22 protein-coding genes, 2 tRNA genes and 1 pseudogene are annotated in these 24,538 nt (G+C 39.4%); 16 read left to right on the top strand and 9 right to left on the bottom strand.

The annotated features are described in order from the left end of the window. Positions 1–6: 6 nt before the first annotated feature. The 8 genes from ATS71_RS02320 to lolB all read right to left on the bottom strand — a co-directional run bounded on the left by ATS71_RS02320 (position 7) and on the right by lolB (position 5,616). Positions 7–91: transfer RNA gene (locus tag ATS71_RS02320), tRNA-Leu, on the bottom strand. 127 nt (positions 92–218) lie between these two features. Further along, positions 219–295, bottom strand: a tRNA-Met gene (locus ATS71_RS02315). A 320-nt stretch (positions 296–615) separates the two neighbouring features. Further along, on the bottom strand, positions 616–1,707 hold the full coding sequence (gene ychF, locus ATS71_RS02310) for a redox-regulated ATPase YchF (RefSeq protein ID WP_058403368.1): 1,092 nt from the start codon (positions 1,705–1,707) through the stop codon (positions 616–618). Between the two features lie 54 nt (positions 1,708–1,761). Continuing rightward, entirely contained in the window at positions 1,762–2,346 is a 585-nt protein-coding gene (pth, locus tag ATS71_RS02305) for an aminoacyl-tRNA hydrolase (RefSeq protein ID WP_082653579.1), read from the bottom strand. An 18-nt stretch (positions 2,347–2,364) separates the two neighbouring features. After that, complete coding sequence (locus tag ATS71_RS02300) at positions 2,365–2,982, bottom strand: 50S ribosomal protein L25/general stress protein Ctc (RefSeq protein WP_058403367.1); 618 nt, start codon at positions 2,980–2,982, stop codon at positions 2,365–2,367. 150 nt (positions 2,983–3,132) lie between these two features. Beyond that, positions 3,133–4,080: a ribose-phosphate pyrophosphokinase gene (locus ATS71_RS02295; protein ID WP_058403366.1), complete on the bottom strand. Its 948-nt coding sequence runs from the start codon at positions 4,078–4,080 to the stop codon at positions 3,133–3,135. A gap of 88 nt (positions 4,081–4,168) precedes the next feature. Further along, positions 4,169–5,026, bottom strand: a complete 858-nt coding sequence (gene ispE, locus ATS71_RS02290) for a 4-(cytidine 5'-diphospho)-2-C-methyl-D-erythritol kinase (RefSeq protein WP_058403365.1) — start codon at positions 5,024–5,026, stop codon at positions 4,169–4,171. A gap of 2 nt (positions 5,027–5,028) precedes the next feature. Then, entirely contained in the window at positions 5,029–5,616 is a 588-nt protein-coding gene (gene lolB / locus ATS71_RS02285; RefSeq protein WP_082653583.1) for a lipoprotein insertase outer membrane protein LolB, read from the bottom strand. 83 nt (positions 5,617–5,699) lie between these two features. On the opposite strand from lolB, the gene hemA reads away from it, so the two are divergent. From hemA to rlmM, 12 genes and pseudogenes are all read left to right on the top strand, one after another. After that, positions 5,700–6,956: a glutamyl-tRNA reductase gene (gene hemA, locus ATS71_RS02280; protein ID WP_201020853.1), complete on the top strand. Its 1,257-nt coding sequence runs from the start codon at positions 5,700–5,702 to the stop codon at positions 6,954–6,956. Between the two features lie 7 nt (positions 6,957–6,963). Further along, positions 6,964–8,049 (top strand): peptide chain release factor 1, encoded by a 1,086-nt coding sequence (gene prfA / locus ATS71_RS02275; RefSeq protein WP_058403363.1) that lies wholly within the window; start codon positions 6,964–6,966, stop codon positions 8,047–8,049. Positions 8,050–8,051: 2 nt separating this feature from the next. Beyond that, complete coding sequence (gene prmC, locus ATS71_RS02270) at positions 8,052–8,891, top strand: peptide chain release factor N(5)-glutamine methyltransferase (RefSeq protein ID WP_058403362.1); 840 nt, start codon at positions 8,052–8,054, stop codon at positions 8,889–8,891. Positions 8,892–8,948: 57 nt separating this feature from the next. Next, positions 8,949–10,490: a response regulator gene (locus ATS71_RS02265; protein ID WP_171034625.1), complete on the top strand. Its 1,542-nt coding sequence runs from the start codon at positions 8,949–8,951 to the stop codon at positions 10,488–10,490. Positions 10,491–10,516: 26 nt separating this feature from the next. Beyond that, positions 10,517–10,891, top strand: coding sequence for a SirB2 family protein (locus ATS71_RS02260; protein ID WP_058403361.1), 375 nt, complete (start codon positions 10,517–10,519; stop codon positions 10,889–10,891). Positions 10,892–11,036: 145 nt separating this feature from the next. After that, positions 11,037–11,864 carry a tetratricopeptide repeat protein gene (locus tag ATS71_RS02255; RefSeq protein WP_058403360.1) on the top strand — a complete coding sequence of 276 codons (828 nt, stop codon included), beginning with the start codon at positions 11,037–11,039 and terminating at the stop codon, positions 11,862–11,864. 14 nt (positions 11,865–11,878) lie between these two features. Further along, positions 11,879–13,131 (top strand): annotated as a pseudogene (locus tag ATS71_RS02250) (DUF819 family protein). A gap of 9 nt (positions 13,132–13,140) precedes the next feature. Further along, entirely contained in the window at positions 13,141–13,995 is an 855-nt protein-coding gene (gene kdsA / locus ATS71_RS02245; protein WP_006794509.1) for a 3-deoxy-8-phosphooctulonate synthase, read from the top strand. A gap of 118 nt (positions 13,996–14,113) precedes the next feature. Then, positions 14,114–15,010, top strand: a complete 897-nt coding sequence (locus tag ATS71_RS02240) for a transcriptional regulator GcvA (RefSeq protein WP_058403359.1) — start codon at positions 14,114–14,116, stop codon at positions 15,008–15,010. A gap of 2 nt (positions 15,011–15,012) precedes the next feature. After that, positions 15,013–15,645: an alpha/beta family hydrolase gene (locus tag ATS71_RS02235; RefSeq protein WP_058403358.1), complete on the top strand. Its 633-nt coding sequence runs from the start codon at positions 15,013–15,015 to the stop codon at positions 15,643–15,645. Continuing rightward, positions 15,645–16,013: a DUF423 domain-containing protein gene (locus tag ATS71_RS02230; protein WP_058403357.1), complete on the top strand. Its 369-nt coding sequence runs from the start codon at positions 15,645–15,647 to the stop codon at positions 16,011–16,013. The genes ATS71_RS02235 and ATS71_RS02230 overlap by 1 nt, the downstream gene beginning before the upstream one ends. Positions 16,014–16,030: 17 nt before the next feature. After that, positions 16,031–17,116, top strand: a complete 1,086-nt coding sequence (gene rlmM, locus ATS71_RS02225) for a 23S rRNA (cytidine(2498)-2'-O)-methyltransferase RlmM (protein ID WP_058403356.1) — start codon at positions 16,031–16,033, stop codon at positions 17,114–17,116. 74 nt (positions 17,117–17,190) lie between these two features. Here the strand turns inward: rlmM and cysZ are convergent, their stop codons facing one another. Beyond that, positions 17,191–17,901, bottom strand: coding sequence for a sulfate transporter CysZ (gene cysZ / locus ATS71_RS02220; protein ID WP_171034627.1), 711 nt, complete (start codon positions 17,899–17,901; stop codon positions 17,191–17,193). Between the two features lie 262 nt (positions 17,902–18,163). Between cysZ and ATS71_RS02215 the strand changes: the two genes are divergently transcribed. The 4 genes from ATS71_RS02215 (at position 18,164) to speA (ending at position 24,537) form a co-directional block, all read left to right on the top strand. After that, on the top strand, positions 18,164–18,625 hold the full coding sequence (locus tag ATS71_RS02215; RefSeq protein ID WP_058403550.1) for a GNAT family N-acetyltransferase: 462 nt from the start codon (positions 18,164–18,166) through the stop codon (positions 18,623–18,625). A gap of 207 nt (positions 18,626–18,832) precedes the next feature. Continuing rightward, positions 18,833–21,073, top strand: coding sequence for a sensor domain-containing phosphodiesterase (locus tag ATS71_RS02210; RefSeq protein ID WP_058403355.1), 2,241 nt, complete (start codon positions 18,833–18,835; stop codon positions 21,071–21,073). 172 nt (positions 21,074–21,245) lie between these two features. Then, positions 21,246–22,142 (top strand): MYG1 family protein, encoded by an 897-nt coding sequence (locus tag ATS71_RS02205; RefSeq protein ID WP_058403354.1) that lies wholly within the window; start codon positions 21,246–21,248, stop codon positions 22,140–22,142. Positions 22,143–22,623: 481 nt separating this feature from the next. Continuing rightward, positions 22,624–24,537 (top strand): biosynthetic arginine decarboxylase, encoded by a 1,914-nt coding sequence (gene speA, locus ATS71_RS02200; RefSeq protein ID WP_058403353.1) that lies wholly within the window; start codon positions 22,624–22,626, stop codon positions 24,535–24,537. The last annotated feature ends 1 nt before the right edge of the window (position 24,538 follow it).

Raw genomic sequence — 24,538 nt, 5'->3', positions numbered from 1 at the left:
AGAACATGGTGCGGAAGGAGAGACTTGAACTCTCACATCCTAAGATACTGGAACCTAAATCCAGCGCGTCTACCAATTCCGCCACTCCCGCATCGAGCGTACAGGTAATACTGTTTTGGAACCTAAATCCAGCGTCTAATTCAAGACAACTGCTAATTCCGCAACTACCGTACACAAGGTAGTTATTTTAAACTCTTCATTGAGCAACAAAAAATAAATGGTGGCTAAGACGGGATTTGAACCTGTGACCCCATCATTATGAGTGATGTGCTCTAACCAGCTGAGCTACTTAGCCATCTTTTTTGTTAGCACTTCATCGCTGAGTGCGGGGCGTATTATGCTGACATGACCCAAATTCGTCAACACCTTTTTTGCAAAAAAACACTTAACTGTGTTTGTTTGCAGGAAAATTAAGCTAACAGGCTAAATTTTAATATAAATGCTGTTTTTTTAACACCTATTATAAGTTAAGTGTATGAGGTTTGGCTTTTTAGAATTAACCTTGCGTTATAAACTGTCCTGATAGATTACAGCTTATATACGTTTGAAAAACAAAAAAAGGCTCGTAAAAACGAGCCTTTAAAATTTATTTCCCATAATAGAGGGAATAAAATCTTATACGTTAAACAAGAAGTTCATTACATCGCCATCTTTAACAATGTACTCTTTACCTTCTTGGCGCATTTTACCCGCTTCTTTTGCACCACTTTCACCTTTACAGTTAATGTAGTCATCATATGCGATGGTTTGTGCACGGATAAACCCTCGTTCAAAATCGGTATGAATTTTACCCGCTGCTTGTGGTGCAGTTGCGCCTACAGGAATTGTCCAAGCACGCACTTCTTTTACGCCTGCTGTGAAGTAAGTTTGTAGTTTAAGTAACTCGTAGCCGCCTCGAATAACAAGGTTGAGACCTGGTTCTTCTAAACCAAGATCGGCCATAAATTCAAGTTTGTCTTCATCATCAAGCTCAGATAACTCCGATTCGATTGCTGCACAGACAGGCACTACAACAGCGCCCTCTGATTCAGCTATAGCGCGAACGCGGTCAAGTAGTGGGTTATTCTCAAAACCATCTTCTGCTACGTTTGCAATATACATTGTTGGCTTGATAGTTAAGAAGTTGACAGAGCTAATAGCCGCTTTTTCTTCTTTAGTTAATTCTAACGATCTAAGTGTTAGGCCTTCATCAAGGTGTGCTTTTACTTTTTCAAGTGCTGCATTTTGTTCTTTTGCGTCTTTATCGCCGCCTTTCGCTTTTTTAGCATTACGGAACATGGCTTTTTCAGCGCTGTCCATATCGGCAAGTACTAACTCAGTATTGATCACGTCAATATCGTCAGCAGGGTCAATTGTACCGGCTACGTGTATTACGTTTTCGTCTTCAAAACAACGAACTACATGGCCAATTGCATCCGTTTCACGAATGTTTGCTAAGAACTGGTTACCTAGACCTTCACCTTTTGATGCGCCTTTTACAAGGCCAGCAATATCAACAAATTCCATACTAGTAGTAAGAATACGTTGTGGATTTACAATTTTAGCAAGCTCGTCTAAGCGAGGATCTGGCACAGGTACCACACCTGTATTAGGCTCAATGGTACAAAAAGGAAAGTTAGCGGCTTCAATACCCGCTTTAGTTAGTGCATTGAAAAGCGTTGATTTACCAACGTTAGGCAAGCCAACGATGCCACATTTAAAACCCATAGTAAGATACCTTGTTTAGAATTCGTTTAAACTGTGCACTTGCACTCAAGTTTACTAGGGTTTAAACGAATGAAGTCTGTTTTGTGCTTTTAGCACGCCGTCTTTTGCAAGTATTTCCATACAACGAACTGCTTCATCTACAGCTGCATCCATTTTTTCTTGGTCAACTTTCGGCGCTTTTCCAAGCACCCAGCCGGTAACCATTTCACGATGTCCTGGATGACCTATGCCAACACGTAAACGCATAAAATCTTTTTGATTTGCCATTTTTGCCATAATGTCTTTTAGGCCATTATGACCGCCGTGTCCACCCCCTTTTTTTAATTTGGCGACACCGGGATCTAAATCCATCTCATCATGTGCGACTAAGATATTTTCAACAGGGATTTTGAAAAAATTGGCTAAACTACTGACCGCTTTACCACTTAAATTCATGTAAGTAGTGGGGATCAATAATTTGAATTCTTGGCCTTGAATTATCACTTTGCCAGTTAAGCCGTGATATTTAGGATCGTGTTTTAGCGTACAGTTGTAGCGTGCTGCGAGTTGCTCGATGAACCAAGCACCTGCATTGTGGCGTGTATTTGCGTATTCGGGGCCTGGATTAGCCAGGCCCACAAGCATTTGAATAGAATTCAAGGTGCGAGACCTTAAATATTATTCTGCAGCGTCTGAAGCTTCTTCGTCTTCAGCTGGAGCTGCTTTGTTTGCTTTGATTGTAACTACTGAAAGGTCATGGCCTTCGCCTTTACCTAATTCAACAGATGCAACACCTGCTGGTAGTTGTAAATCAGAGATGTGGATTGAATCACCAGCTACTAAGTCAGAAACATTTACTTCGATGAATTCTGGTAGTGCTTTTGGAAGACAAGAAATTTCAACATCAGTTAACTGGTGAACAACAGTTGCGCCAGCTTTAGTTACAATTTCTTCACCGATAAAGTGAAGAGGAACTTTAGTTGTTAATTTATGAGTTGCGTCTACACGTTGGAAATCAAGGTGAGTAAGCTTAGGCTTGAATGGGTGACGTTGAATATCTTTTAAGATAGCTTCAACTTTCTCGCCGCCTACGTTAAGTGAAAGAATATGAGTGTAAAAACCTTCGTCTTCTTGTGCTTTGATCATATCTTTATGAGCAAAAGTAAGAGATAAAGCTTCTTTGTCAGCTCCGTAAAGGATTGCAGGAACTTTGTCTTCGCGACGTAGGCGGCGGCTCGCACCAGTACCAGTTTCTACGCGAAGTTCAGCGTCATATGTATAAGTTGTGTTAGACATGATGTCTCCAATTATTTAAAAGTTTAGGGCCTTTGCGACCAAGGTCCCTAGCCAAAAGGCGCGCTATCATACCACTGTGATTCAGTAAAATATACATAGCATACAAAAAAAGCGCCAAAAGGCGCTTTTGTTTTCAGCAAATATCTGTGTTTAGTGTTCAAACATCGCTGAAATAGATTCTTCGTTGCTAATACGGCGAATAGTTTCTGCCAACATATCAGCAAGCGTTAGCACTTTTACTTTATCAAGTGCTTTAAGTTCATCAGATAATGGAATCGAGTCGGTTACAATAACTTCATCAATAACAGAATCACGTAAATTCTCAGCTGCTTTACCTGATAAAATAGGGTGAGTTGCATAAGCAAATACGCGTTTAGCACCATGTTCTTTAAGAGCTTCAGCTGCTTTACATAGAGTACCGCCAGTATCAATCATGTCATCGACAATGATACAGTCACGGCCTTCTACATCACCAATAATATGCATTACTTGAGAAACATTTGCTTGTGGGCGGCGTTTATCAATAATAGCCAAATCAGTATCGTTTAGTAGTTTTGCAATTGCACGTGCGCGCACTACACCACCAATATCTGGAGAAACAATAACAACATCATCAAAATGACGCTCTTTCATATCTTCAAGTAATACCGGGCTACCAAATACGTTATCTACTGGTACATCAAAGAAGCCTTGGATTTGCTCTGCGTGTAAATCAACCGTAAGTACTCGGTCTACACCTACGCTCGATAAGAAATCGGCAACAACTTTAGCAGTGATTGGTACACGGGCTGAACGTACGCGACGATCTTGGCGGGCATAACCAAAATAAGGAATGACGGCAGTAATACGACCCGCAGATGCGCGACGAAGAGCATCAACCATAACGATAAGTTCCATAAGGTTATCGTTTGTAGGGGCACAGGTTGATTGCAAGATAAAAACATCCGAGCCACGAACATTTTCATTAATTTGAACACTGATCTCACCGTCGCTAAAACGGCCAACAACAGCATCGCCTAATTCAATATATAAACGTTTTGCAACTTTTTGAGCTAACTCAGGTGTTGCGTTACCAGCGAAGAGCTTCATGTCAGGCACGGTAGGGTTCCTCAGGCACTGAAATTTTGGACTAACAAGCAATGATAAAAAGCATTGCAAGTTAACTTATGATTACTTTTACGTTACTTCATTGATCGAATATGGCGGTAAGCTCCGTATGAGCAGGAGAAGTATTAGCGCTTGACGCAACAAATCCCTGCCAAGTATGGGGGAGGTTTGCAAGCACATCGTTTGCCTGAGTTTGTGTATCAAACTCTACAAAACAACATGAACCTGTTCCGGTCATCTTCGACGGGGCGTATTTTAGCAACCACTGGAGGGTTTTTTCAACCTCGGGGCATAGCTTTTTAACTAAAGGCTCACAATCGTTGTGTAAATCGTGCTCTTTCCAATCTCCTAAAATTTTTGGTGTATCGCGTTTTAAATCTGGATGGGTAAATATTTCAGCGGTACTTACATGCTGATTTGGGTGCACAACACAGTACCATTTCTGTTCAAGCTCTACACGGTGTAGTTCTTCTCCAATGCCATGCGCTATGGCGCTTTCACCACGTATAAAAACAGGTACATCCGCCCCTAACTGTAATCCTAAACGGGCAAGTTCATTAATGTCATAATTAATATTCCACAATTTATTCAGCGCTAATAGTGTGGTTGCCGCATCAGACGAACCACCTCCAACGCCACCTCCCATTGGCAATCGTTTTATTAAATTTATTTTTACACCGTACTTTGTTTTAGAGTGGGTTTGCAACATTAAAGCAGCTTTATAGATGAGATTATCTTCAAGTGGTATGTCTTTAGTATCACCATCGATTGAAATTGACGGTTTATCTATCAACTCAAAAGAGAGCTCATCGCCAAAGTTTAAGAAGGTAAATAAGGTTTCTAATTCGTGATATCCGTCATCTCGGCGTGCATTAATGTGTAAAAATAAATTGAGTTTTGCAGGTGCAATGAGTGAAAAAGACGTATTGCTATTCATAATTAATTAAATCGCCAGTCGTAAAGTTGAATTTTAATTCTTATTTTTTGGTGCTTGAGTGTCAATTTTGTGGGTAACCAAAAGCCTGCACTTTGTATATAATTAGCGTAATTTATTTGCCATTGTTTCCCTTCGTTATCAATCCATAGTACTTGTTTGGCTCGGCCAAGCTCGTCTACCTGTAAGGTGTGTGAATCGATGGTTCCTTTAAGCCAATCGCTTGCATTATTAACAGGTAATGCAAAACCCGTTAAACGTTTTAGTAGGGCTGATGCGTTGCTATCGACGTAAACTTTATCGTCGAATTCAAGTTCGGCAATATCGCGTGATTGCTTAAGCTGTAAAATACGTGTGCCAATAAACGAAGTTAGCACTAAATTACTGCTATTTTCTTGTTGCTGCCAATTTAAGTTTGCAGATTGACGCTCATCGGGGCTGATAAAAGCAAGTTTGCCTTGCACACGCCAAGTTTTTTGATTGGTAAGTTGACCCTTCCAATTATCATAAACAGCTGTTTTATCTGATAATTGTTGCGCGCAACCGCCTAAAAACAAAAATGTTATGGTTAAAATTACATAATGTCGAATCAAATGTTGTTCCTTACTTTCCATATTCCGATGATTTTTGGTAAAATTGCCGCCTTTAAAGTAGGGCTCAGCAATATTTGGCAAATATGACCATAATAGCACTAGGTATAAATCACAAAACCGCTTCCGTAGAACTACGTGAAAAAGTGGCTTTTTCGCCTGAGCAAATTTCAGAGGCGTTACAGCAATTAAGTGGGCATGCCGACTTTAATGAAGCTGTGATTGTGTCGACTTGTAACCGAACAGAAATCTATTGTAGCCTTGCTCAGCAAAATTCCCAAACACTGTTAACATGGCTTGCCAGTTTCCACGGTTTAGATGAACAAGAACTGAGTAAGAACATTTATTGCCACGAGGGTAATCAAGCAATTAATCACTTAATGCGTGTAGCCTGTGGCTTAGATTCACTTGTGTTAGGTGAGCCGCAGATTTTAGGGCAAATTAAGCAAGCCTATAATAGTGCAAAAACTCATGATGCAGTGGGTGTTACGTTTGATCGTTTGTTTCAAAAAACATTTTCGGTTGCTAAAGAAGTCCGAACTGAAACTAATATAGGCGCCAGTGCGGTATCGGTTGCATTTGCGGCGGTAAACTTAGCCAAACACATTTACGGTAAACTAGAAAAAACGAATGTACTATTAATAGGTGCAGGCGAAACAATAGAGCTTGTGGCTAAGCATTTGTATCAAAACGAGCCCCAAAATATTACCGTAGCAAACAGAACCATTGAACGAGCCCGCAATTTAGCCGATGAAGTATCTGCAGACGTTATTGCACTCGCGCAGTTGCCAGAGCGTTTGCATAACGCCGATATTATAATAAGTTCAACGGCCAGCACCTTACCCATTATTGGTAAAGGTGTTGTTGAACAGGCGCTTAAACAGCGAAGGAATAAGCCTATGTTGTTTATTGATATTGCGGTACCGCGCGACATTGAAAGCCAAGTGGGGGATTTAGATGCAGCGTATCTTTACTCGGTTGATGATTTACAAACGATTGTAAGTGAAAATATGGCAGCACGAGAACAAGCTGCACAGCAAGCACAAATAATTATTACTGAGCGCACCAAAGAGTTTTGTATGTGGATGCGCTCACTCGATTCAGTGGGGCTAATCCGCCACTATCGAAATGATGTTCAAACAATTAAGTCTGAATTAGTAGAAAGAGCAGTTAGCCAGCTTTCTAATGGTAAAGATGCAGAAAAAGTAATTTTAGAATTGGCCAACAAATTAACCAACCGCTTAATGCACGCGCCTACACGTGCAATTCAAGATGCGGCTAAAAAAGGTGAAGTTGCTCAATTAAATCAGTTGAAAAAAATGTTAGGTATTGACCAGGAATAACAGTTAAATGAAAGAGTCTGTTTATAATAAATTAGAAACGCTAGTAGAACGCTACGAAGAAGTACAAGCACTTTTAAGCGACCCATCGGTTATTAGCGATCAAAATCGCTTTCGTGGTCTTTCAAAAGAATATTCTGAGCTTGAAGAAATTGTTAAAACTTTTTTAGCATATCAACAAACAAAAGATGACCTAGCCAGTGCTGAAGAAATGTTAAAAGATTCAGACCCAGATATGCGTGAAATGGCGCAAGAAGAGTACAAAGAGGCAAAAGCACAAATACTAACACTTGAAGATGAAATCCAAGTGTTGATGCTACCTAAAGATCCTAAAGATAATAACAATGTATTTTTAGAGGTGCGTGCGGGCACAGGTGGCGATGAGGCCGCTATTTTTGCTGGTGATTTATTTAGAATGTATAGCCGTTTTGCCGAAACACAAAAGTGGAAATTAGAAGTTGTAACCACTAATGAAGGTGAACATGGTGGTTACAAAGAAGTCATTGCTAACATTAGTGGTGAAGGTGTTTACGGTAAACTTAAATTTGAGTCTGGTGTTCATCGAGTTCAACGTGTACCAGAAACTGAGTCGCAAGGTCGTGTTCATACCTCGGCCTGTACCGTGGCGGTAATGGCAGAAATTCCAGAAGCTGAAGCAATTGAAATTAACACCGCCGATATAAAAGTAGATACTTTTAGAGCATCTGGTGCGGGTGGGCAGCACGTAAACAAAACCGACTCTGCAATTCGTATTACGCATTTACCTACAGGTGTGGTTGTTGAGTGTCAGGATGAGCGCTCTCAGCACAAAAACCGTGCAAAAGCGATGTCAGTCCTTGCTGCACGATTACAGCAAGCAGAAGATGAAAAGCGTCATGCTGCTGAGGCGTCTGAACGCCGTAATTTAGTAGGTAGTGGTGATCGTTCTGAACGTATTCGTACTTACAATTACCCGCAAGGTCGTATTACCGATCATCGTATTAATTTAACGTTATACCGCTTAAATGAAGTTGTTGCTGGCGATTTAGGTGCGATTGTCGATCCGTTAATGCAAGAGCATCAAGCTGATTTACTTGCTGCAATGGGCGATGAGTAATCGTGACGCAAACCCTTGAGCAAGCTGCCGCTGCTGGCACTAAATTATTAGTGCAAAGCAGCGATAGTGCAAAATTAGACGCACAAGTATTACTTCTTCATGTTCTTGATAAACCTCGTAGTTACCTTTTTACTTGGCCTGAAAGGTTGCTTAGTGAACAGCAACAACACACCTTTGACACTCTTTGCGCTAGGCGATTGAACGGCGAGCCTGTCGCGCATATTACAGGGCAACGTGAGTTTTGGAGTTTAACCTTAGAAGTGAATGCAACAACGTTAATTCCGCGCCCAGACACAGAAACCTTAGTTGAAGTAGCGCTTGAACTAGGGATCCCAGAGCAGGCCAAAGTACTAGACTTAGGCACGGGAACGGGCGCCATTGCATTGGCATTGGGCAGTGAAATGCCTCTTTGGGATATTACAGCGGTAGATAGAGTAAGTGATGCTGTAGCGCTTGCAACTCGTAATCAACAGCGTTTAGAAATTAGTAATGTGCGTGTTAAACAAAGCAATTGGTTTAGCTCACTTAGTAATGAATATTTTGATCTTATAGTTACCAACCCACCGTATATAGAAAGTAGTGACGAACATTTGGCTCAAGGCGATGTGCGATTTGAACCTTTATCTGCCTTAGTTGCTGAAGATTCAGGAATGTCTGATATTAAACAAATAATTACACAATCACGTGACTATTTGCTATCTAGTGGCTATCTTCTAATAGAGCACGGTTATGACCAAGGTTTTGCTGTACGTGAATTTTTTGAAACGATGGCCTTTGTTAATGTTAAAACGATAAAAGATCTTGGTGAAAATGACCGTGTAACGCTCGCACAGTGGCCATAATAAGTTTAATTATTACTGCATCCGTGTGTTAAATGTGTCATGTAGGAATTTCTAATTATGATGGGTGACTTTTTATTTTCAGATGAGCCAGAAGTACCAGTAGACAATACCGATTTGGGCACCTGGAAAGTATTAATCGTTGATGACGAACCTGAAGTTCATGCAGTTACAAAATTAGCATTGAGTGATTTTGAGTTTCAAAATAAACGTCTAGAATTTATAAGTGCCTATTCAGGCGTAGAAGCTAAAAAACTAATCGATGAGCACAAGGATGCTGCAATCGTACTACTTGATGTTGTCATGGAAACGGACGATGCAGGTTTACAAGTTGTAAAATATATTCGTGAAACCGCAAAAAATAACCACATTCGTATTATTTTACGTACCGGCCAACCTGGCCAGGCACCAGAACGCCAAGTTATTGTTAATTATGATATTAACGATTACAAATCGAAAACCGAGTTGACAGCACAAAAGCTATTTACTGTGATTATGTCAAGCCTTCGTTCTTACCGCGACATTATTTCAATAGAGCAGTCGCGAATTGGTCTTGAAAAAATAATAACCGCTTCGCGTAATATATTTTCTGCGCATTCAATTGAGCATTTTATTGAAGGTGTAATGCAGCAACTTACATCTTTACTGGGCATTTCAGATCAAGCTATGTATGCCACAACGCTTGTGGCACAAAACCCGGCATCTCAAAATAATAAAATGATTATTTGCTCAGGTACCGGTGAATTTGAAAAAAGCGAAGGTAAGAACTTAGAAGAGGTTCTTCACGCAGAACAACTAAGTGCATGCCAAGAAGCTTTAGCTAATCAGACTATTATCTACAAAGACAATTATTTATTTGCTTATTGCAGCAGTGAATATAACCATAGTTCGATGTTGTTCATTACTGGCATTCCAAATGCTTTGACAGATACACAACGAAACTTAGTTGAAATTTTTGCCCAAAATGTGCAATTAGCGTTTGAAAATGTTCAGCTACAATGCGAAATAGAAGCCACCCAGCAAGAACTTGTTTACAGATTAAGTGAGGCGGTTGAGCAACGCTCTACTGAAACAGGTAATCATGTAAAACGTGTTGCACATATTTGCCACGCACTTGCTATTGGCTATGGGTTATCAAAACAACAAGCCGACTTAATTAGATTGGCTGCGCCCTTGCATGATGTAGGTAAAGTAGGTATACCCGATTCGGTTTTAAATAAACCTGCAAAGCTTGATGCCCCCGAATGGGAAGTAATGAAAACTCACACAGACAAAGGGTACGGGATTTTAAAAGGGTCTGCTCACGAAATTGTGAGTGCAGGGGCTACCATAGCCAAAGAACATCATGAAAAGTGGGATGGCACAGGCTACCCTCAAGGCTTACAGGGAAGCCGAATTAACATATTTGGTCGTATTGTAGCATTGGCTGATGTGTACGACGCATTAAGGCATAAGCGTTGTTACAAAGACTCATGGACACTTGAACGCGTAGTAGAAGAAATAAACTCGCAAAAAGGCTCGCACTTTGAGCCAAAATTAGTTGACGTTTTTAACGAAAACCTCAATGAACTTGAAACAATTATTAAACGTTACCCCGATTAACTTTATAACTAGAAGAATAGAGGCATATGGATTATTTAGCAGTAAAACACTCACACATGGCGATAGCCGTACTGAGTGTCGTTTTATTTTATATTCGATCTTTTTCGAGAATTGGAAGTGGTAAGCTAGCTCGGAACAAAATAGTATTTATTGGCAGTCACGGTATAGATACGCTACTTTTGATCTCTGCATTTACACTGATGTTCATGGGTAAAATTAATCCATTTGAGCAATTTTGGCTACTAGAAAAAATTATATTGGTTATCGCGTATATTGCCATCGGTGTTATTAGTGCAAAACAAACTAACTTTTTGGCTAAAATATCGTACCTTACTGTAAATACGTTTGTTATTTTAGCTATTGGTTACTTGGCAACAGCTAAGTCAGCATTGTTACTTTAAACCTAAAATAAATTTACCGAGCTTCAGTATCTTTGAGGCTCGAATATCCTCCTCCATTGATTTCATCAAGTAGATTTCGTTATTGGAATATATTGGTAGAATTAGGTAAACTACGCGTTCGTTTTCTAGAAATGTTGCAGTATTGATGACCACTTTTGGGTTTGATGAACACGATGACTCTTATATTGATGATGCTTACGATGACTTTACCCCTGCGGCAATTTATCGCTGCATTAAGGCTGAATCGAAATGGGATCCTCAACTAGACTTAACAGCCGCTTTAGATGTTCTTGCTGATTTTGAAAAACAAATTAATGCATTATGTATTGCTGTACCCGACTCTCATGAACGCTTAGATAAGTTACTAGACACTTTTTACAGTGCATGGCTATTTAGCGCTTCGAGTTTAAAAGTACCTGAGCATAAACTAAATAGCTTAAGTTACACCTTAACTATGCGTAGCGGCTCGCCAACCACTCTGGCAATTTTACTTTGTCATTTTTTACAGCAGGCTAAGCTAGACGCCAGTATGAGCCTAAATCAAGGCGATATAGGTGTACATATTGCTATGAGCGATGAAGAAGGCTATTTGGTTGAGCCAAGTAGCGGCCAACAAAGCTGGTATATTATTCCTGAAAATGCTGATGAAGCAGACGGGCAAGAACAAGAGCCATTGGAACTTATTTTTGACGATGAAGTTTATAAGCTTTTCTTAGCACAACAAAAGTGGTCATTCATCAGCGAGAACAAATTTGGCCATGCATTAACATGCGTTGAAATGTTAATGGAATTAATTGGCGACGACCCTTACGAAAGACGTGACAGAGGATATTTATTAAATCAGCTCGATTGCCCTAAAATGGCCCGAGATGATCTACAATTTTTTGTAGATGAATGCCCAGATGATCCAGCAATAGAAATCATCCAGCACCAAATTGAAGAATTAGAAGATAATAATAAAACTCACCATTAATATTAGGGAATACCATGGTTGAAACACAAAGCGCATTAATCACTAATGATGCAGTTGTGCTTGGTTTACTCGCCGTTATTTTGGGGTTTATATTTAAAACCTCAAACAGCGAGCGCCCAGCATTAAAAACGTTCTATAAATATGTACCGGCTTTATTACTTTGCTACTTTTTACCTTCTTTGCTTAATACGTTTGGTATTGTTGATGGCAATAAATCGAATGTGTATTACGTGGCTTCGCGTTATTTATTACCGGCCTGCTTAATACTGTTAACTATTAGCATTGATTTAAAAGCAATTTTAAACTTAGGGCCTAAAGCGCTTATTATGTTTTTAGTCGGAACGCTCGGTATTGTTATCGGCGGACCCCTCGCAATTTTAGTTGTGAGCGCGGTAGACCCCACAATTGTAGGTGGGCATGGGCCAGATGCCGTATGGCGCGGTATGACAACCGTAGCTGGAAGCTGGATTGGCGGTGGGGCAAACCAAGCCTCAATGAAAGAAATGTTTGAGGTTGGTGGCGATATTTTTTCAGTAATGGTCACCGTTGATGTAATAGTGGCTAATATTTGGATGGCAGTTTTGTTACTAATGGCAGCTAACCACAAGAAAATTGATGCTGCTACGGGAGCAGACACCAGCGCCATTGAAGATTTAAAGCAGCGTGTTGAAAAATACCATGCAGAGCATGCGCGCATGCCAACACTGAATGACTACATGACATTGCTTGCTATTGCATTTGGTATTACTGGTTTAGCCCATTTTTGCGCAGACTTTTTAGGGCCGTTTTTCGCTAATAATTATGCGTGGGCAAAAGAGTACAGTTTAACCAGTAAGTTTTTCTGGTTAATTGTCATTTCAACGACCATTGGTATTAGCTTGTCTTTTACTAAAGTAAGACAGATTGAAGCATTTGGTGCATCTAAAGTCGCCTCAAGCTTTTTATACATTTTAGTGGCCTCAATTGGCTTACATATGAATGTAACCGCTATTTTTGATAACCCGGGCTTGTTTTTAGTGGGCGCTATTTGGATGCTAGTACATGCTGGTTTAATGTTGCTTGTTGCAAAATTAATTAAAGCACCGCTTTTTTATAGGCAGTAGGCTCACAAGCTAATGTGGGAGGGGCTGCGTCTGCGCCTGTTGTTGCGTCAGCATTTCATCCTTCACTCGCGCCTGTCGGTGTTTTACTGGCTGTATTAGGTTACGGAGTGGGTACATACATGGCTTATATTTGTGGATTAATGTTGCAAGCAGTTGCACCTTAAGGAATTAAAATGAAAGATCAAATTATCAAAATTAATGATATTGAATTAGCAAACAACAAACCGTTTGTTTTATTTGGTGGTATGAACGTTTTAGAATCGCGCGACTTAGCCATGCGCATTGCAGAGCATTATGTAGAAGTGACGACTAAGCTAAACATACCATATGTGTTTAAGGCATCATTTGATAAAGCTAATCGTTCTTCAATCAACTCGTACCGTGGTCCGGGAATGGAAGAAGGTTTAAAAATATTTGAAGAAATTAAAAATACCTTTAATATTCCACTGATCACCGATGTTCATGAACCGCATCAAGCGGCGCCGGTTGCTGAAGTGGTTGATGTTATTCAGTTGCCTGCTTTTTTAGCTCGTCAAACAGACTTAGTTGTTGCTATGGCAAAAACAGGTGCCATTATTAATGTTAAAAAGCCGCAGTTTTTAGCACCACATGAAATGCGCCATATCATTACTAAATTTAATGAGGCTGGTAATAATAATATTGCACTTTGTGAGCGTGGCTCTAGCTTTGGTTATAATAACTTGGTTGTTGATATGTTGGGTATGGATGACATGAAAGCAATGGCACCAGTGATTTTTGATGCGACGCATGCGCTGCAACGCCCAGGTGGTCGCGCAGATTCAGCGGATGGGCGTCGAGCTCAAGCCGCAGAACTTGCCAGAAGTGGAATGGCTTTGGGGATCGCTGGTTTATTCATAGAAGCACATCCAAACCCTAATGAAGCAAAGTGTGATGGACCATGTGCATTAGCCCTAAGTAAATTAGAAGGCTACCTATCGCAAATGAAGGCGGTAGATGATTTGGTCAAGAGTTTTGCGCCGTTAGATACCAGCGCTAGTGATTTATAAAAAGTGACCGTATAATAAAAAGCGACATTAGTCGCTTTTTTTACACCTTAAATATACTCTTTCTCGTCATGGGTATATAATTCATGCATAAGAAAAACTAATTCAAAGCTTGGTTATTATGTCAAGACGAGTCCCCCCATTAAACGCACTCAAAGCATTTGAAGCTGCGGCGCGGCATTTAAGCTTTACTAAAGCCGCAGAAGAGCTTTATGTAACGCAAGCAGCTGTTAGTCATCAAATAAAAACACTAGAAGAACATTTAGGTTTAAAGCTATTTTTACGAAAAAATCGCTCGTTATTATTAACGGAAGAAGGCCAAGGCTATTTTTTAGATATTAAAGAAATTTTTACGCAATTGATTGATGCCACTGAAAAGTTACTTGCGCGAGGGGCTAAAGGCTCATTAACGGTAAGTTTAACCCCTAGTTTTGCTATTCAATGGTTAGTGCCTCGTTTAAGTTTATTTAATGAATTACACCCTGAAATTGACGTAAGAATAAAAGCACAAGACCAAGACGAAAATTCGTTAAGCGATGATGTTGATATTGCTATTTACTATGGGCGCGGCCACTGGAATGGGGTGCAAGCTTATAAGCTACATACAGAGTATTTAGTGCCATTGTGTAGCCCTATGTTATTGAGTGGTCCTAAACCGCTTGATCAACCCAGTGATTTAGCACAGCACACCTTATTACATGACACTACACGTAAAAATTGGAAAACGTGGATGAAAACTGCAGGTGTACGTAATGTACAAGTAAATCAGGGGCCTATATTTAGCCACTCTTCTATGGTGCTGCAAGCCGCTGTTCATGGCCAAGGCGTTGCAATTGGGAATAGTGTGTTAGCTAAACCAGATATTGATGCAGGACGATTAGTTATTCCATTTAGCCATAGTCTAGAAAGTAAAAACGCTTACTATTTGGTGCTTCGTGAGTCACAAATTGAACTGGGGAAAATAGTGTCATTTAAAGAATGGATGCTAAGTTTGGTTGAACAAGAGCAAGAGTATTAATCATGATTGAATGGTTTAAAAGTCAAAGCCAACCCGCAATTGCACAGTTTATTTTTGCTCATGGTGCTGGTGCTGGAAGTGATTCTGATTTTATGCAGCACGTGGCTGCACTGATCAGTAATCAAGGTGTTGATGTTGGTTTATTTGATTTTGAATATATGCAAATTGCCAAACAAACTAATAAGCGACGCCCGCCGGAGCGTGCACCCAAGTTACTTGCTTACTACGAGCAAGTATTAACGCATGCTCAGTCTAAATTACCATTGTTTATTGGCGGTAAATCAATGGGCGGGCGAATGGCATCTATGCTCGCATGCACAACAAATCAGCCTGTTAAAGGGGTTATTGCGTTTGGTTACCCATTTCACCCACCTGGTAAACCAGAAAAGCTGCGCACAGAGCACTTTGCTGATGTTAATTGTCCTTTTTTAGTATTACAAGGTGAGCGAGATACATTTGGTACGCGTGAAGAGCTAAAAACCCTGTCTATGCCAAAGCAGCCAAATTTTGTATGGCTAACTGACGGTGATCACTCATTAAAACCGCGTAAAAAAAGTGGAATTACTGAATTAGAAAACCGCCAAATAGCAGCTTCAAGCACAGTACAGTTTATAAAAAAAATATTGGATAAATAATGACAAAACTATTTTTAATGACGGGAAGCTTATTTTGTATGCTTTCGGTTATGTTGGGGGCTTTTGCCGCTCACGGACTAAAAAACCGTCTATCAGAATATTCGATAGGTGTGTTTAAAACTGCTGCTGAGTATCAAATGGTGCATGGTTTAGCATTAATTGCAGTGGCTTTACTCATAAAGTGGGGTATTAACCTAAATTGGGCTGGTCACTTTTTTATAATAGGGACGTTGCTGTTTAGTGGCAGCTTATATTTATTAGCACTGACAGGAATGAAATGGCTAGGGCCAATTACGCCTCTTGGTGGAATGTGCTTTATTGTTGGTTGGATTATCATTTTAGTGCAAGTTGCACGATTTAAGTTTTAAAAAGTTTAAGGGTTATTATGTCTAGTGTTGTGATTTATTGTCGCAGTGGGTTTGAAAACGATGCAGCTGCTGAAATAACATTTCATGCTGCGGAGCAGGGGTTTGCAGGGTATGTAAAAGCAAAACCAAATACAGGTTACGTTATATATGAATGTTTTGAAGCCCAGCATAGTGACGAAATAATCAAAAAAATAGATTTTAAAAACATGGTGTTTGCTCGCCAATGGTTTGCTGGCACATTGTTAGAAAATATGCCATTGGAAGACCGTGTAGGTGCTGTTGTGCAAGCAGCTAAGGATTTTCCGTTATGCTCTGAACTGCGAGTAGAGACACCCGATACAAACGAAGGAAAAGAACTACTTACCTTTTGTAAAAAAATATCGACACCGCTTAAAAAAGCACTAGAGAAACAAAACACCGTGTTGCGTGAGCCAAAAGCGAACCGGCCTGTTATGCATGTGTTATTTTTGGCAAATAATACCGCTTATGTTGGCTATTCATACAGCTATAACAATTCAGCCAATTTTATGGGTATTTTACGTTTGCGCATGCCAAGTGACGGGCCTAGCCGCTCTACACTTAAGCTTGATGAAGCGTTTAACGTGTTTATACCTGAGCAACAAAGAGAAACACGCGTTGCTGCAGGTATGCGATGTGTAGACTTAGGTGCATGCCCAGGTGGTTGGACATATCAGCTAGTGCGCAGAGGGATGTTTGTTAATGCAATAGATAATGGCCCAATGAATGATGACTTAATGGAAACAGGCCAAGTTAAGCACTTTAGAGAAGATGGCTTTAAATACCGCCCAGAGAAAAGAAACATTACTTGGCTTGTATGTGACATGGTAGAAAAGCCAACCAAAGTAACAAGCCTAATGATTGATTGGGCTGTTAATGCCTATGCAAAAGAGCTTATTTTTAATCTTAAGTTACCAATGAAAAAGCGCTTTGACAGTGTGTATGAATGTTTAGCAATGATAAAAGAAGAGCTCGCTAAGTACGGTATTAGCTACGAATTACAAGCTAAGCATTTATACCATGATAGAGAAGAGATCACGGTACATTTAAATGTGACTAAAGTCCCTCAAAGCTTATACAGTTGATTAACGATAAAAGTGGGCCACTAGGCCCATTTTTATATACACACTGTTACTAAGGCAATAACTTCATTTAAGAGTTAGCTTCGGTACTTAGGGCGGTAATTATCTACCCACAAACGCGTAGCACCGCATACCGCGACAGGCATAACAATTAGGTTAACAACTGGAATGGCTGTTAACAGCATAACAGCAAAACCAAACCCGTATGAAAGCCCTTGCTTAGACTTTAAGTCGTTTTTCATCTCATTAAAGCTAATTTTATGATTATCAAACGCGTAATCTTCATATTGCACCGCGTACATCCAACACGTAAATAAAACCCATAATATTTGACCTATTACCGGTAAAATCCATAACAGTATAAAAAAGCCAATAGCTCGTGGTAAGTAATAGCATAGCTTGGTCCATTCGCGGGCAAGCATGCGAGGTACATCTTTAACTAACTCGGCAAAGCCGTCATCATTAATTTTTTGACCAGTTAAGTATAACTCTACTTTTTCGCTTAAAAGTGCATTAAATGGAGCGGCAATAAAGTTTGTTATTACTGTAAATACCAGACTATAGCTAAATAGTACGACCAATACCGCAATCGGCCACATTAGCCACTCTAACCAACTCAGCCAATCAGGGAGCATATTATTGATGTAGCTAAAGCTTTCACTAAGCCAGCCAAATAAAAAAAAGAGCGAACTACCAAATAATAAAATATTAATTAAAAGCGGAATGAGCACAAAGCGCTTTAAACCTTTTTGGCTTATTAATTTAAACCCTGAAAAAAAATATTCCATACCTTGTATGATCTGCACAACAACCTCAATCAATGTTTACAACTCAAGTTAGTATAAATAGCTTAATAGTTTTGAACAGCTATTTTGCGTAACAAAGTGTTTAAAGCCAGGTATACGTATTTTTATCAGTTCTTAATTTGAAAGCACTGAGTCTGAGTTATTTAAACCTGTAATTGTGTTAAAACAACACGCAGAGGTTGTTCATTTGTTACAATTCGGTATAGTTTCACAACATATAATTAATATAAATTTGAGATACTCAATGCAGTTAGTTGATTTAAAACCGAATGACCAGGATGTGATTAATGTTTTTGCTGATATCGACCGACTTATAAATTCTTTGTACCCAGTAGCGACCGCACAATCTCTCACGTTAGGTGAGCTTGATAAACCTAATGTTTATGCAATTGGTTTAAAAAACGATGATGGGATTGTTGCTTGTGGGGCAATTGTGATGCAATCAGGGGAGCCATCTTACGCAGAAATAAGGCGCCTCTATGTAAACCCAAGTTACCGTGGAAAAGGGCTATCTCGTAGAATAATGCAAATTCTTTTGCATTACGCAGGTGAAGAAGAGATCCCATTAATTAGGTTAGAAACCGGCCCTAAACAAATTGAATCGATTAAATTATATGAAAATTTAGGGTTTAAGTGTTGTGGTTGTTTTGGCTCTTATCAAGATAACCCGCAAAGTGTGTTTATGGAGCTTGGCTTAAGCCAATAACAAGCAGATTTCTGAACGCCTATGTTTTTATAGGCTAACGCTGTGCTGTTTATTATTGTATAAAAAACATTAATTAACAGTAAAAGTCGATTATTTACAACTATACTTTACGTTACTTAAGCGAATTATTTTATTCGGTACTTAATACTGTACTGTTTTTAAAAACATATTTAAGCTAAAAACAATAATGAAAGTGTGTGGTGTCAAATGGAAGCAGTTAGGTTAAACACGTTGTTATCCCATCAGCAAGATATCTTATCTAAAATAGCGCTAGGGCTTCCCTTTGAAGACGTTTTAGATGAGATATGTTTGTCTATAGAAGAACTTATTGATGAAAATTCAGCTAAATGCTCAATCCTATCACTAAATAAAGGAAAACTACTTCATTGTGCTGCGCCCAATATTGATGATGAATATTGCCAAGCAATTAATGGGGTTCATATAGGTCCAAATGTTGGCTCGTGTGGTACTGCTGCGTATTTAGGTGAACGCGTGATTGTTGAAGATATAGCTAAGTCGCCTTTATGGGCAGACTTTAAAGAAATCGCTTTACAGTTTGGACTACAGTCGTGTTGGTCTACTCCTATTATTTCAACTAAATCAAATATTTTAGGTACTTTTGCTATTTACCACGATAAACCTAAAAAGCCTTCATCTTTCGAACTTGAATTAATCGACTACTTTGTTCACTTTACCAGTATTGCGCTTGAAAAAAACCATGAGTACATAAAAGCTAATCAACTGATCAATGATTTGGAAAAAAGTAATGAAAAATTTGAGGCATTTACGAAAGTGATGCCTGATTTGACCCTCATTATTAGTGAAGAAGGTGAGTATATGGATATTTACGGCACCACTGATGCACTTTTATACAAATCACAATCTGACTTGATAAATAAAAAAATTAGCGATGTGTTGCCTGTAGAAGATGCCGCATCAATCATGGCGGTAATAGATAAAACATTGCTGACAAATGATGTGCAAGTATTTGAATATGAGCTAGATATTGGCGGCAAAATAATGGTTTTTGAAGGTCGTACATCGCCAATTAAAGATTACCAATCAGATAACCCATCTCAGCGTTATATTGTTTGGGTTGCCCGCGATATAACCACAAGAAAAAAAGCAGAGAAAGAAGTAGAAAGACTCGCCTTCTATGACCCATTAACAGGTTTACCAAATAGGCGAATGCTAAATGACAAATTAGCAGCCTATGTTGAGAATATACACCAAAGCAATGTGACCGGTGCATTATTATTTTTAGACTTAGATAATTTTAAGCGAATTAACGACTCAGTTGGTCACAGTGCAGGTGATGAAGTACTTGTAGAGCTTTCAAAACGATTTAACGGTGTTATTGGTGAAAAAGATACATTAGCGCGTGTTGGCGGCGATGAATTTATTATATTGCTTGAATATGTTGGTGATAACACCGAAAGCGCGATTTTAGAATCAGAAAAAAAGGCTAAAATAATACAAAGTGTCTTTTATGATAAATTTGAAGTGGGTCGTTTAGCTTTTCAGGTTAGTTGTAGTATCGGTATTTGTTTAATAGATAAAAGTAATCATTTAACCGATAACATTCTTAAATTTGCTGATACGGCCATGTACCGTTCTAAAATGAAAAATGGCAACAGTTGCAGCTTTTATGATCCAGAGTTACAAGCTCTACTAGAAAATCAGGCAGAACTTGAAACCGATATTGTCAGAGCGATAGCACACGATGAATTTAGTGCTTATTTTCAGCCGCAAATAAACGCTAATGGAAAAATTACGGGGGCAGAGGCTCTAATTAGATGGCAGCACCCAAGTAAGGGATTGATTGCGCCTAATGACTTTATTCCAATCGCTGAGCAAAATGGGGTTATTCAAAAACTTCAAAACACCGTGCTGCGTGATATTTGTATTTTAATAAATGAGCTTAACAGCAAGAAGCTGATTGATGATTCATTTAAAGTGTCTATAAATATAAGTCAGGTCCAGTTCAATTCAACGACGTTAAAAACTGAATTATTAAATGTTGTTAACGATTATGGCGTTAACCCATCGAATATTAAGTTAGAGATCACAGAGTCTATGCTTAGCGGCGATATTGCCAGCGTGATATCGCAAATTGATGAATTAAAACAGCAAGGTTTTATTTTTTCGATAGATGATTTTGGCACAGGCTACTCGTGTTTAACGCATTTGAGCTCGTTTTCGGTGAATGAATTAAAAGTAGATAAAAGCTTTATAGATAAAATATTAGACAAAGGCACTGGATTTAGCATTGTGCAAACCATTATTAACCTTGGTAAAAGCCTTAGCTTAACAGTTGTTGCTGAAGGTGTTGAAACCGAAGAGCAATTTACCATACTTAAAACAATGAACGTTGACATGATTCAAGGCTATTTAATTGCTAAACCAATGCATTTTGAAGATTATTTACACTGGCATCAGTCTTTTTAGAGGTAGATACTGTAAATACAAAATTAACATACCTTAGCAATTAGGCTAGGCTCAGTCGCAATATCAAAACGATTAACAAGAACCCTGTTCTTGTTAATCGCATTCATATAAAATTCACCACATAACGTCCTTTAGTTTTCATAATTAACGCAATATAGAGCGAGATTTCCTTATCCTTTCTAATAAAGACACCAGTTCAACGACCGATTTAACAGTAGTTACCCACAATGGTAATTTTCATGCCGATGATGTATTTAGCATCGCGGTGCTCAAACATGTACTTCCTTCGTTTAATTTAGTACGTACCCGCGACAAAGCGCTTATGGATAATGCTGATATCGTGATTGATGTAGGTGGGCAATACGATCCTGATACCGGGCGTTTTGATCACCACCAGCGCGGTGGCGCCGGGGAGCGTGAAAATGGAATACCGTATTCGTCATTTGGTTTGGTGTGGCAAAAGTATGGTTTATCACTGTGTGGCAATAACCAAGCAATTGCAGACAGAGTAGATGCCGGGTTGGTCTCAACCATTGATGCAATTGATTGTGGCCATGTTGAAGGGGTGCAGCAAGGCATAAGTTTAAGTCAAACAATTTCAATGTATAACCCAACGTGGGAAGAGAGCCCTGAGTTTGATAAGTGCTTTGATGAGGCTGTTGAATTTGCCTCTCGTATGTTGACTCGATTTATAGCGTCAGCCAGTGGCAGTGTTAATGCAAAAGCAATTGTGACTGAAGCTATAGAAAGTGCAGAAGACCCACGCGTTATTGTGCTTGAAAAATACACGCCATGGAAAAAAACAGTGCATATCTTGTCAAGTGAAGCATTGTACATGGTTTATCCTTCACACTCAGGTCAATGGATACTACAAACAGTACCTGTAGAGCCAGGATCGTTTGAAGATAGAAAGTCTTTACCTAAAGCATGGGCTGGTTTATCTGATGAAGAGTTTCAAGCTGAAACAGGCTTAGACGACGCTGTATTTTGCCATAATGGGTTATTTATAGCCGGCACTAAGTCGTTCGAAAGTACAATGAAGTTAGCCGAAGTGGCTTTAGCTGAATAATTGATTTTAGCTTCAATAGCTAATTAGCCTGATTTCTGAATAGCAAACGGCTAAAGCAGATTTCAGGCTAAGTAATTAATTTGCTGCTATTTAGCTGTTAAAACCCATCCCCAATAATACTTAATCAATTTGAAGATTTAAATTTTCACGCTAACGGTTAAAAACTCGACGTAGCAAAATTAAATAATGAATACAAAAAAGTTTTTATTAGCAGCCCCTTAGCCATGTGTATATGTTGAATACATTTTTATTAAAACCAGACCTATATTTCTCCTTATAAAAAACGTGTGACTAACCTGATTATTATTTGCAACTAGGCCTCATTAAATAAGGGCTTGTGGGTCATGCTCTGTACTATTTACTGATAATATTAAAAATCACTCGTTACGAGTAAAAATACTTGTTGGACTTAAAAGTCTATTTTTCTTTTAATGCGCCCAATCAGCCGAACCGGCATTCATTAAATAAAAGAGAAAGATAAATGAAAGAGACAACATCACTAGAACAAGCTCGCACGAGTTACAATGTTCGTCATTGGAGCCAAGGTTTTTTTGGTATTAATGATCAAGGTGATGTGTATGTTGCGCCAAAGGCTCACGCCCCAGAGCAAACTATTGCACTGACAGATATTGCAAAACAACTAGAAGAAAAAGGCTTGAGCTTACCGGCTTTAGTGCGCTTTCCACAAATTTTACATCATCGTGTGCACAGTTTATGTGCTGCATTTAATACTGCGATTGAAAACTATGGCTACCCAAAAGACTACTTATTAGTTTACCCAATTAAAGTAAACCAACAACGCGAAGTAGTTGAAGAAATAGTAGCAAGCCAAGCCGAGTTAGAAAAAAAACAATTAGGCCTAGAAGCAGGCAGCAAACCAGAGCTTTTAACTGTTTTGGCAATGGCAGAAAAAACCAGTGCAGTGATTGTATGCAATGGCTACAAAGACAAGGAATATGTGCGCTTAGCACTTATTGGCGAAAAGCTAGGCCACAAAGTATACATAGTGCTTGAAAAGCTCTCTGAGCTCGACATGGTGCTTAGCCAAGCAAAAGCGCTAAATGTTAAACCACGTATTGGTATTCGTGTACGTTTAGCATCGCAAGGTAAAGGTAAGTGGCAAGCAAGTGGCGGCGAAAAATCTAAATTTGGTTTATCTGCGTCGCAAGTACTGCATGTGGTGAACCGTTTAAAAGAGGCCGACCAGCTTGATTTAATGCAACTTGTGCATTTTCACTTAGGCTCGCAAATGGCAAACATCCGCGATGTGCGTTTAGGTGTAAGCGAGGCCGCGCGCTTTTATTGTGAGTTACGCAAATTAGGCGCAAGTATTGAGTGCTTAGATGTAGGGGGCGGTTTAGCGATTGATTACGATGGTACACGCAGCCAATCTCATAACTCAATGAACTATAGCTTAGCAGAGTATGCAAATAATATTGTGTACACCATAGGCGATACGTGTAAGCAGTACGCGCAGCCTATGCCGACTATTATTTCTGAGTCGGGGCGTGCACTAACGGCGCACCATGCGGTACTTATATCAAACGTGATAGGCACAGAAAGCTACGTACCAGAGGAGCTAAAAGCGCCTGCAGCAGATGCACCACTTTTATTAAATAATATGTGGGCGTCATTTGTTCAGCTAACCGATTTAACTGACGACCGTGCACTGATTGAAATTTATCACGATAGCCAAGGCGACTTAGCAGAGGCGCATAACCAGTTTGCACTTGGGCTTTTAGATTTAACGCAGCGTGCGTGGGCAGAGCAAGTTAACTTACGTATTTGTTATGAGCTTAACAAACACATGGATAACAAAAACCGTTTTCATCGCCCGATTATTGACGAGTTAAATGCGCGTTTAGCTGATAAGTTTTTTGTAAACTTTTCGCTTTTTCAATCATTGCCTGATGCGTGGGGGATTGATCAAGTGTTTCCGGTATTGCCATTAAGTGGCTTAACCGAAGCACCAAAAAAACGTGCTGTATTACTTGATATAACCTGTGACTCAGACGGCGCACTTGAGCACTATGTTGATGGCCAAGGCATTGAAAGCACATTACCGGTGCCTGAGTACAGTGCTGATAAACCTTACCTAATGGGCTTTTTCTTAGTGGGAGCGTATCAAGAAATTTTAGGTGATATGCACAATTTATTTGGCGATACACACAGCGCCATTATCAATATGGATGAGCAAGGCGTTGCCAGTATTAGCGAAATAAATCAGGGTGATACCGTAGCTGATATGATGCGTTATGTACATTTAGATGTTGAGAGCTTTCAGCAGTCGTATGCGCAGTTAGTGTCTGCAAAAATAGATAAAAAAGAACAGCAAAGCGTTTTAGACGAGTTGCAAAGCGGCCTTAATGGCTACACTTATTTAGAAGAGTTATAAG

It is taken from the genome of Pseudoalteromonas sp. H71 (assembly GCF_001468485.1).
GTDB lineage: Bacteria > Pseudomonadota > Gammaproteobacteria > Enterobacterales > Alteromonadaceae > Pseudoalteromonas.
The sequence above is the reverse complement of the archived record's forward strand: the minus strand, read 5'-3'. Positions and strand labels throughout refer to the sequence as shown.

Bases quoted from the DNA above. Each gene is read 5' to 3' on its own strand.
- rlmM (WP_058403356.1), top strand. From the start codon at position 16,031: ATGTCTAGTGTTGTGATTTATTGTCGCAGTGGGTTTGAAAACGATGCA.
- ATS71_RS02255 (WP_058403360.1), top strand. From the start codon at position 11,037: ATGACCACTTTTGGGTTTGATGAACACGATGACTCTTATATTGATGAT.
- ATS71_RS02210 (WP_058403355.1), top strand. From the start codon at position 18,833: ATGGAAGCAGTTAGGTTAAACACGTTGTTATCCCATCAGCAAGATATC.
- ATS71_RS02265 (WP_171034625.1), top strand. From the start codon at position 8,949: ATGATGGGTGACTTTTTATTTTCAGATGAGCCAGAAGTACCAGTAGAC.
- prfA (WP_058403363.1), top strand. From the start codon at position 6,964: ATGAAAGAGTCTGTTTATAATAAATTAGAAACGCTAGTAGAACGCTAC.
- ATS71_RS02240 (WP_058403359.1), top strand. From the start codon at position 14,114: ATGTCAAGACGAGTCCCCCCATTAAACGCACTCAAAGCATTTGAAGCT.
- ispE (WP_058403365.1), bottom strand. From the start codon at position 5,026: ATGAATAGCAATACGTCTTTTTCACTCATTGCACCTGCAAAACTCAAT.
- speA (WP_058403353.1), top strand. From the start codon at position 22,624: ATGAAAGAGACAACATCACTAGAACAAGCTCGCACGAGTTACAATGTT.
- kdsA (WP_006794509.1), top strand. From the start codon at position 13,141: ATGAAAGATCAAATTATCAAAATTAATGATATTGAATTAGCAAACAAC.
- ATS71_RS02300 (WP_058403367.1), bottom strand. From the start codon at position 2,982: ATGTCTAACACAACTTATACATATGACGCTGAACTTCGCGTAGAAACT.
- ychF (WP_058403368.1), bottom strand. From the start codon at position 1,707: ATGGGTTTTAAATGTGGCATCGTTGGCTTGCCTAACGTTGGTAAATCA.
- hemA (WP_201020853.1), top strand. From the start codon at position 5,700: ATGACCATAATAGCACTAGGTATAAATCACAAAACCGCTTCCGTAGAA.
- ATS71_RS02235 (WP_058403358.1), top strand. From the start codon at position 15,013: ATGATTGAATGGTTTAAAAGTCAAAGCCAACCCGCAATTGCACAGTTT.
- ATS71_RS02215 (WP_058403550.1), top strand. From the start codon at position 18,164: ATGCAGTTAGTTGATTTAAAACCGAATGACCAGGATGTGATTAATGTT.
- cysZ (WP_171034627.1), bottom strand. From the start codon at position 17,901: ATGGAATATTTTTTTTCAGGGTTTAAATTAATAAGCCAAAAAGGTTTA.
- ATS71_RS02260 (WP_058403361.1), top strand. From the start codon at position 10,517: ATGGATTATTTAGCAGTAAAACACTCACACATGGCGATAGCCGTACTG.
- ATS71_RS02230 (WP_058403357.1), top strand. From the start codon at position 15,645: ATGACAAAACTATTTTTAATGACGGGAAGCTTATTTTGTATGCTTTCG.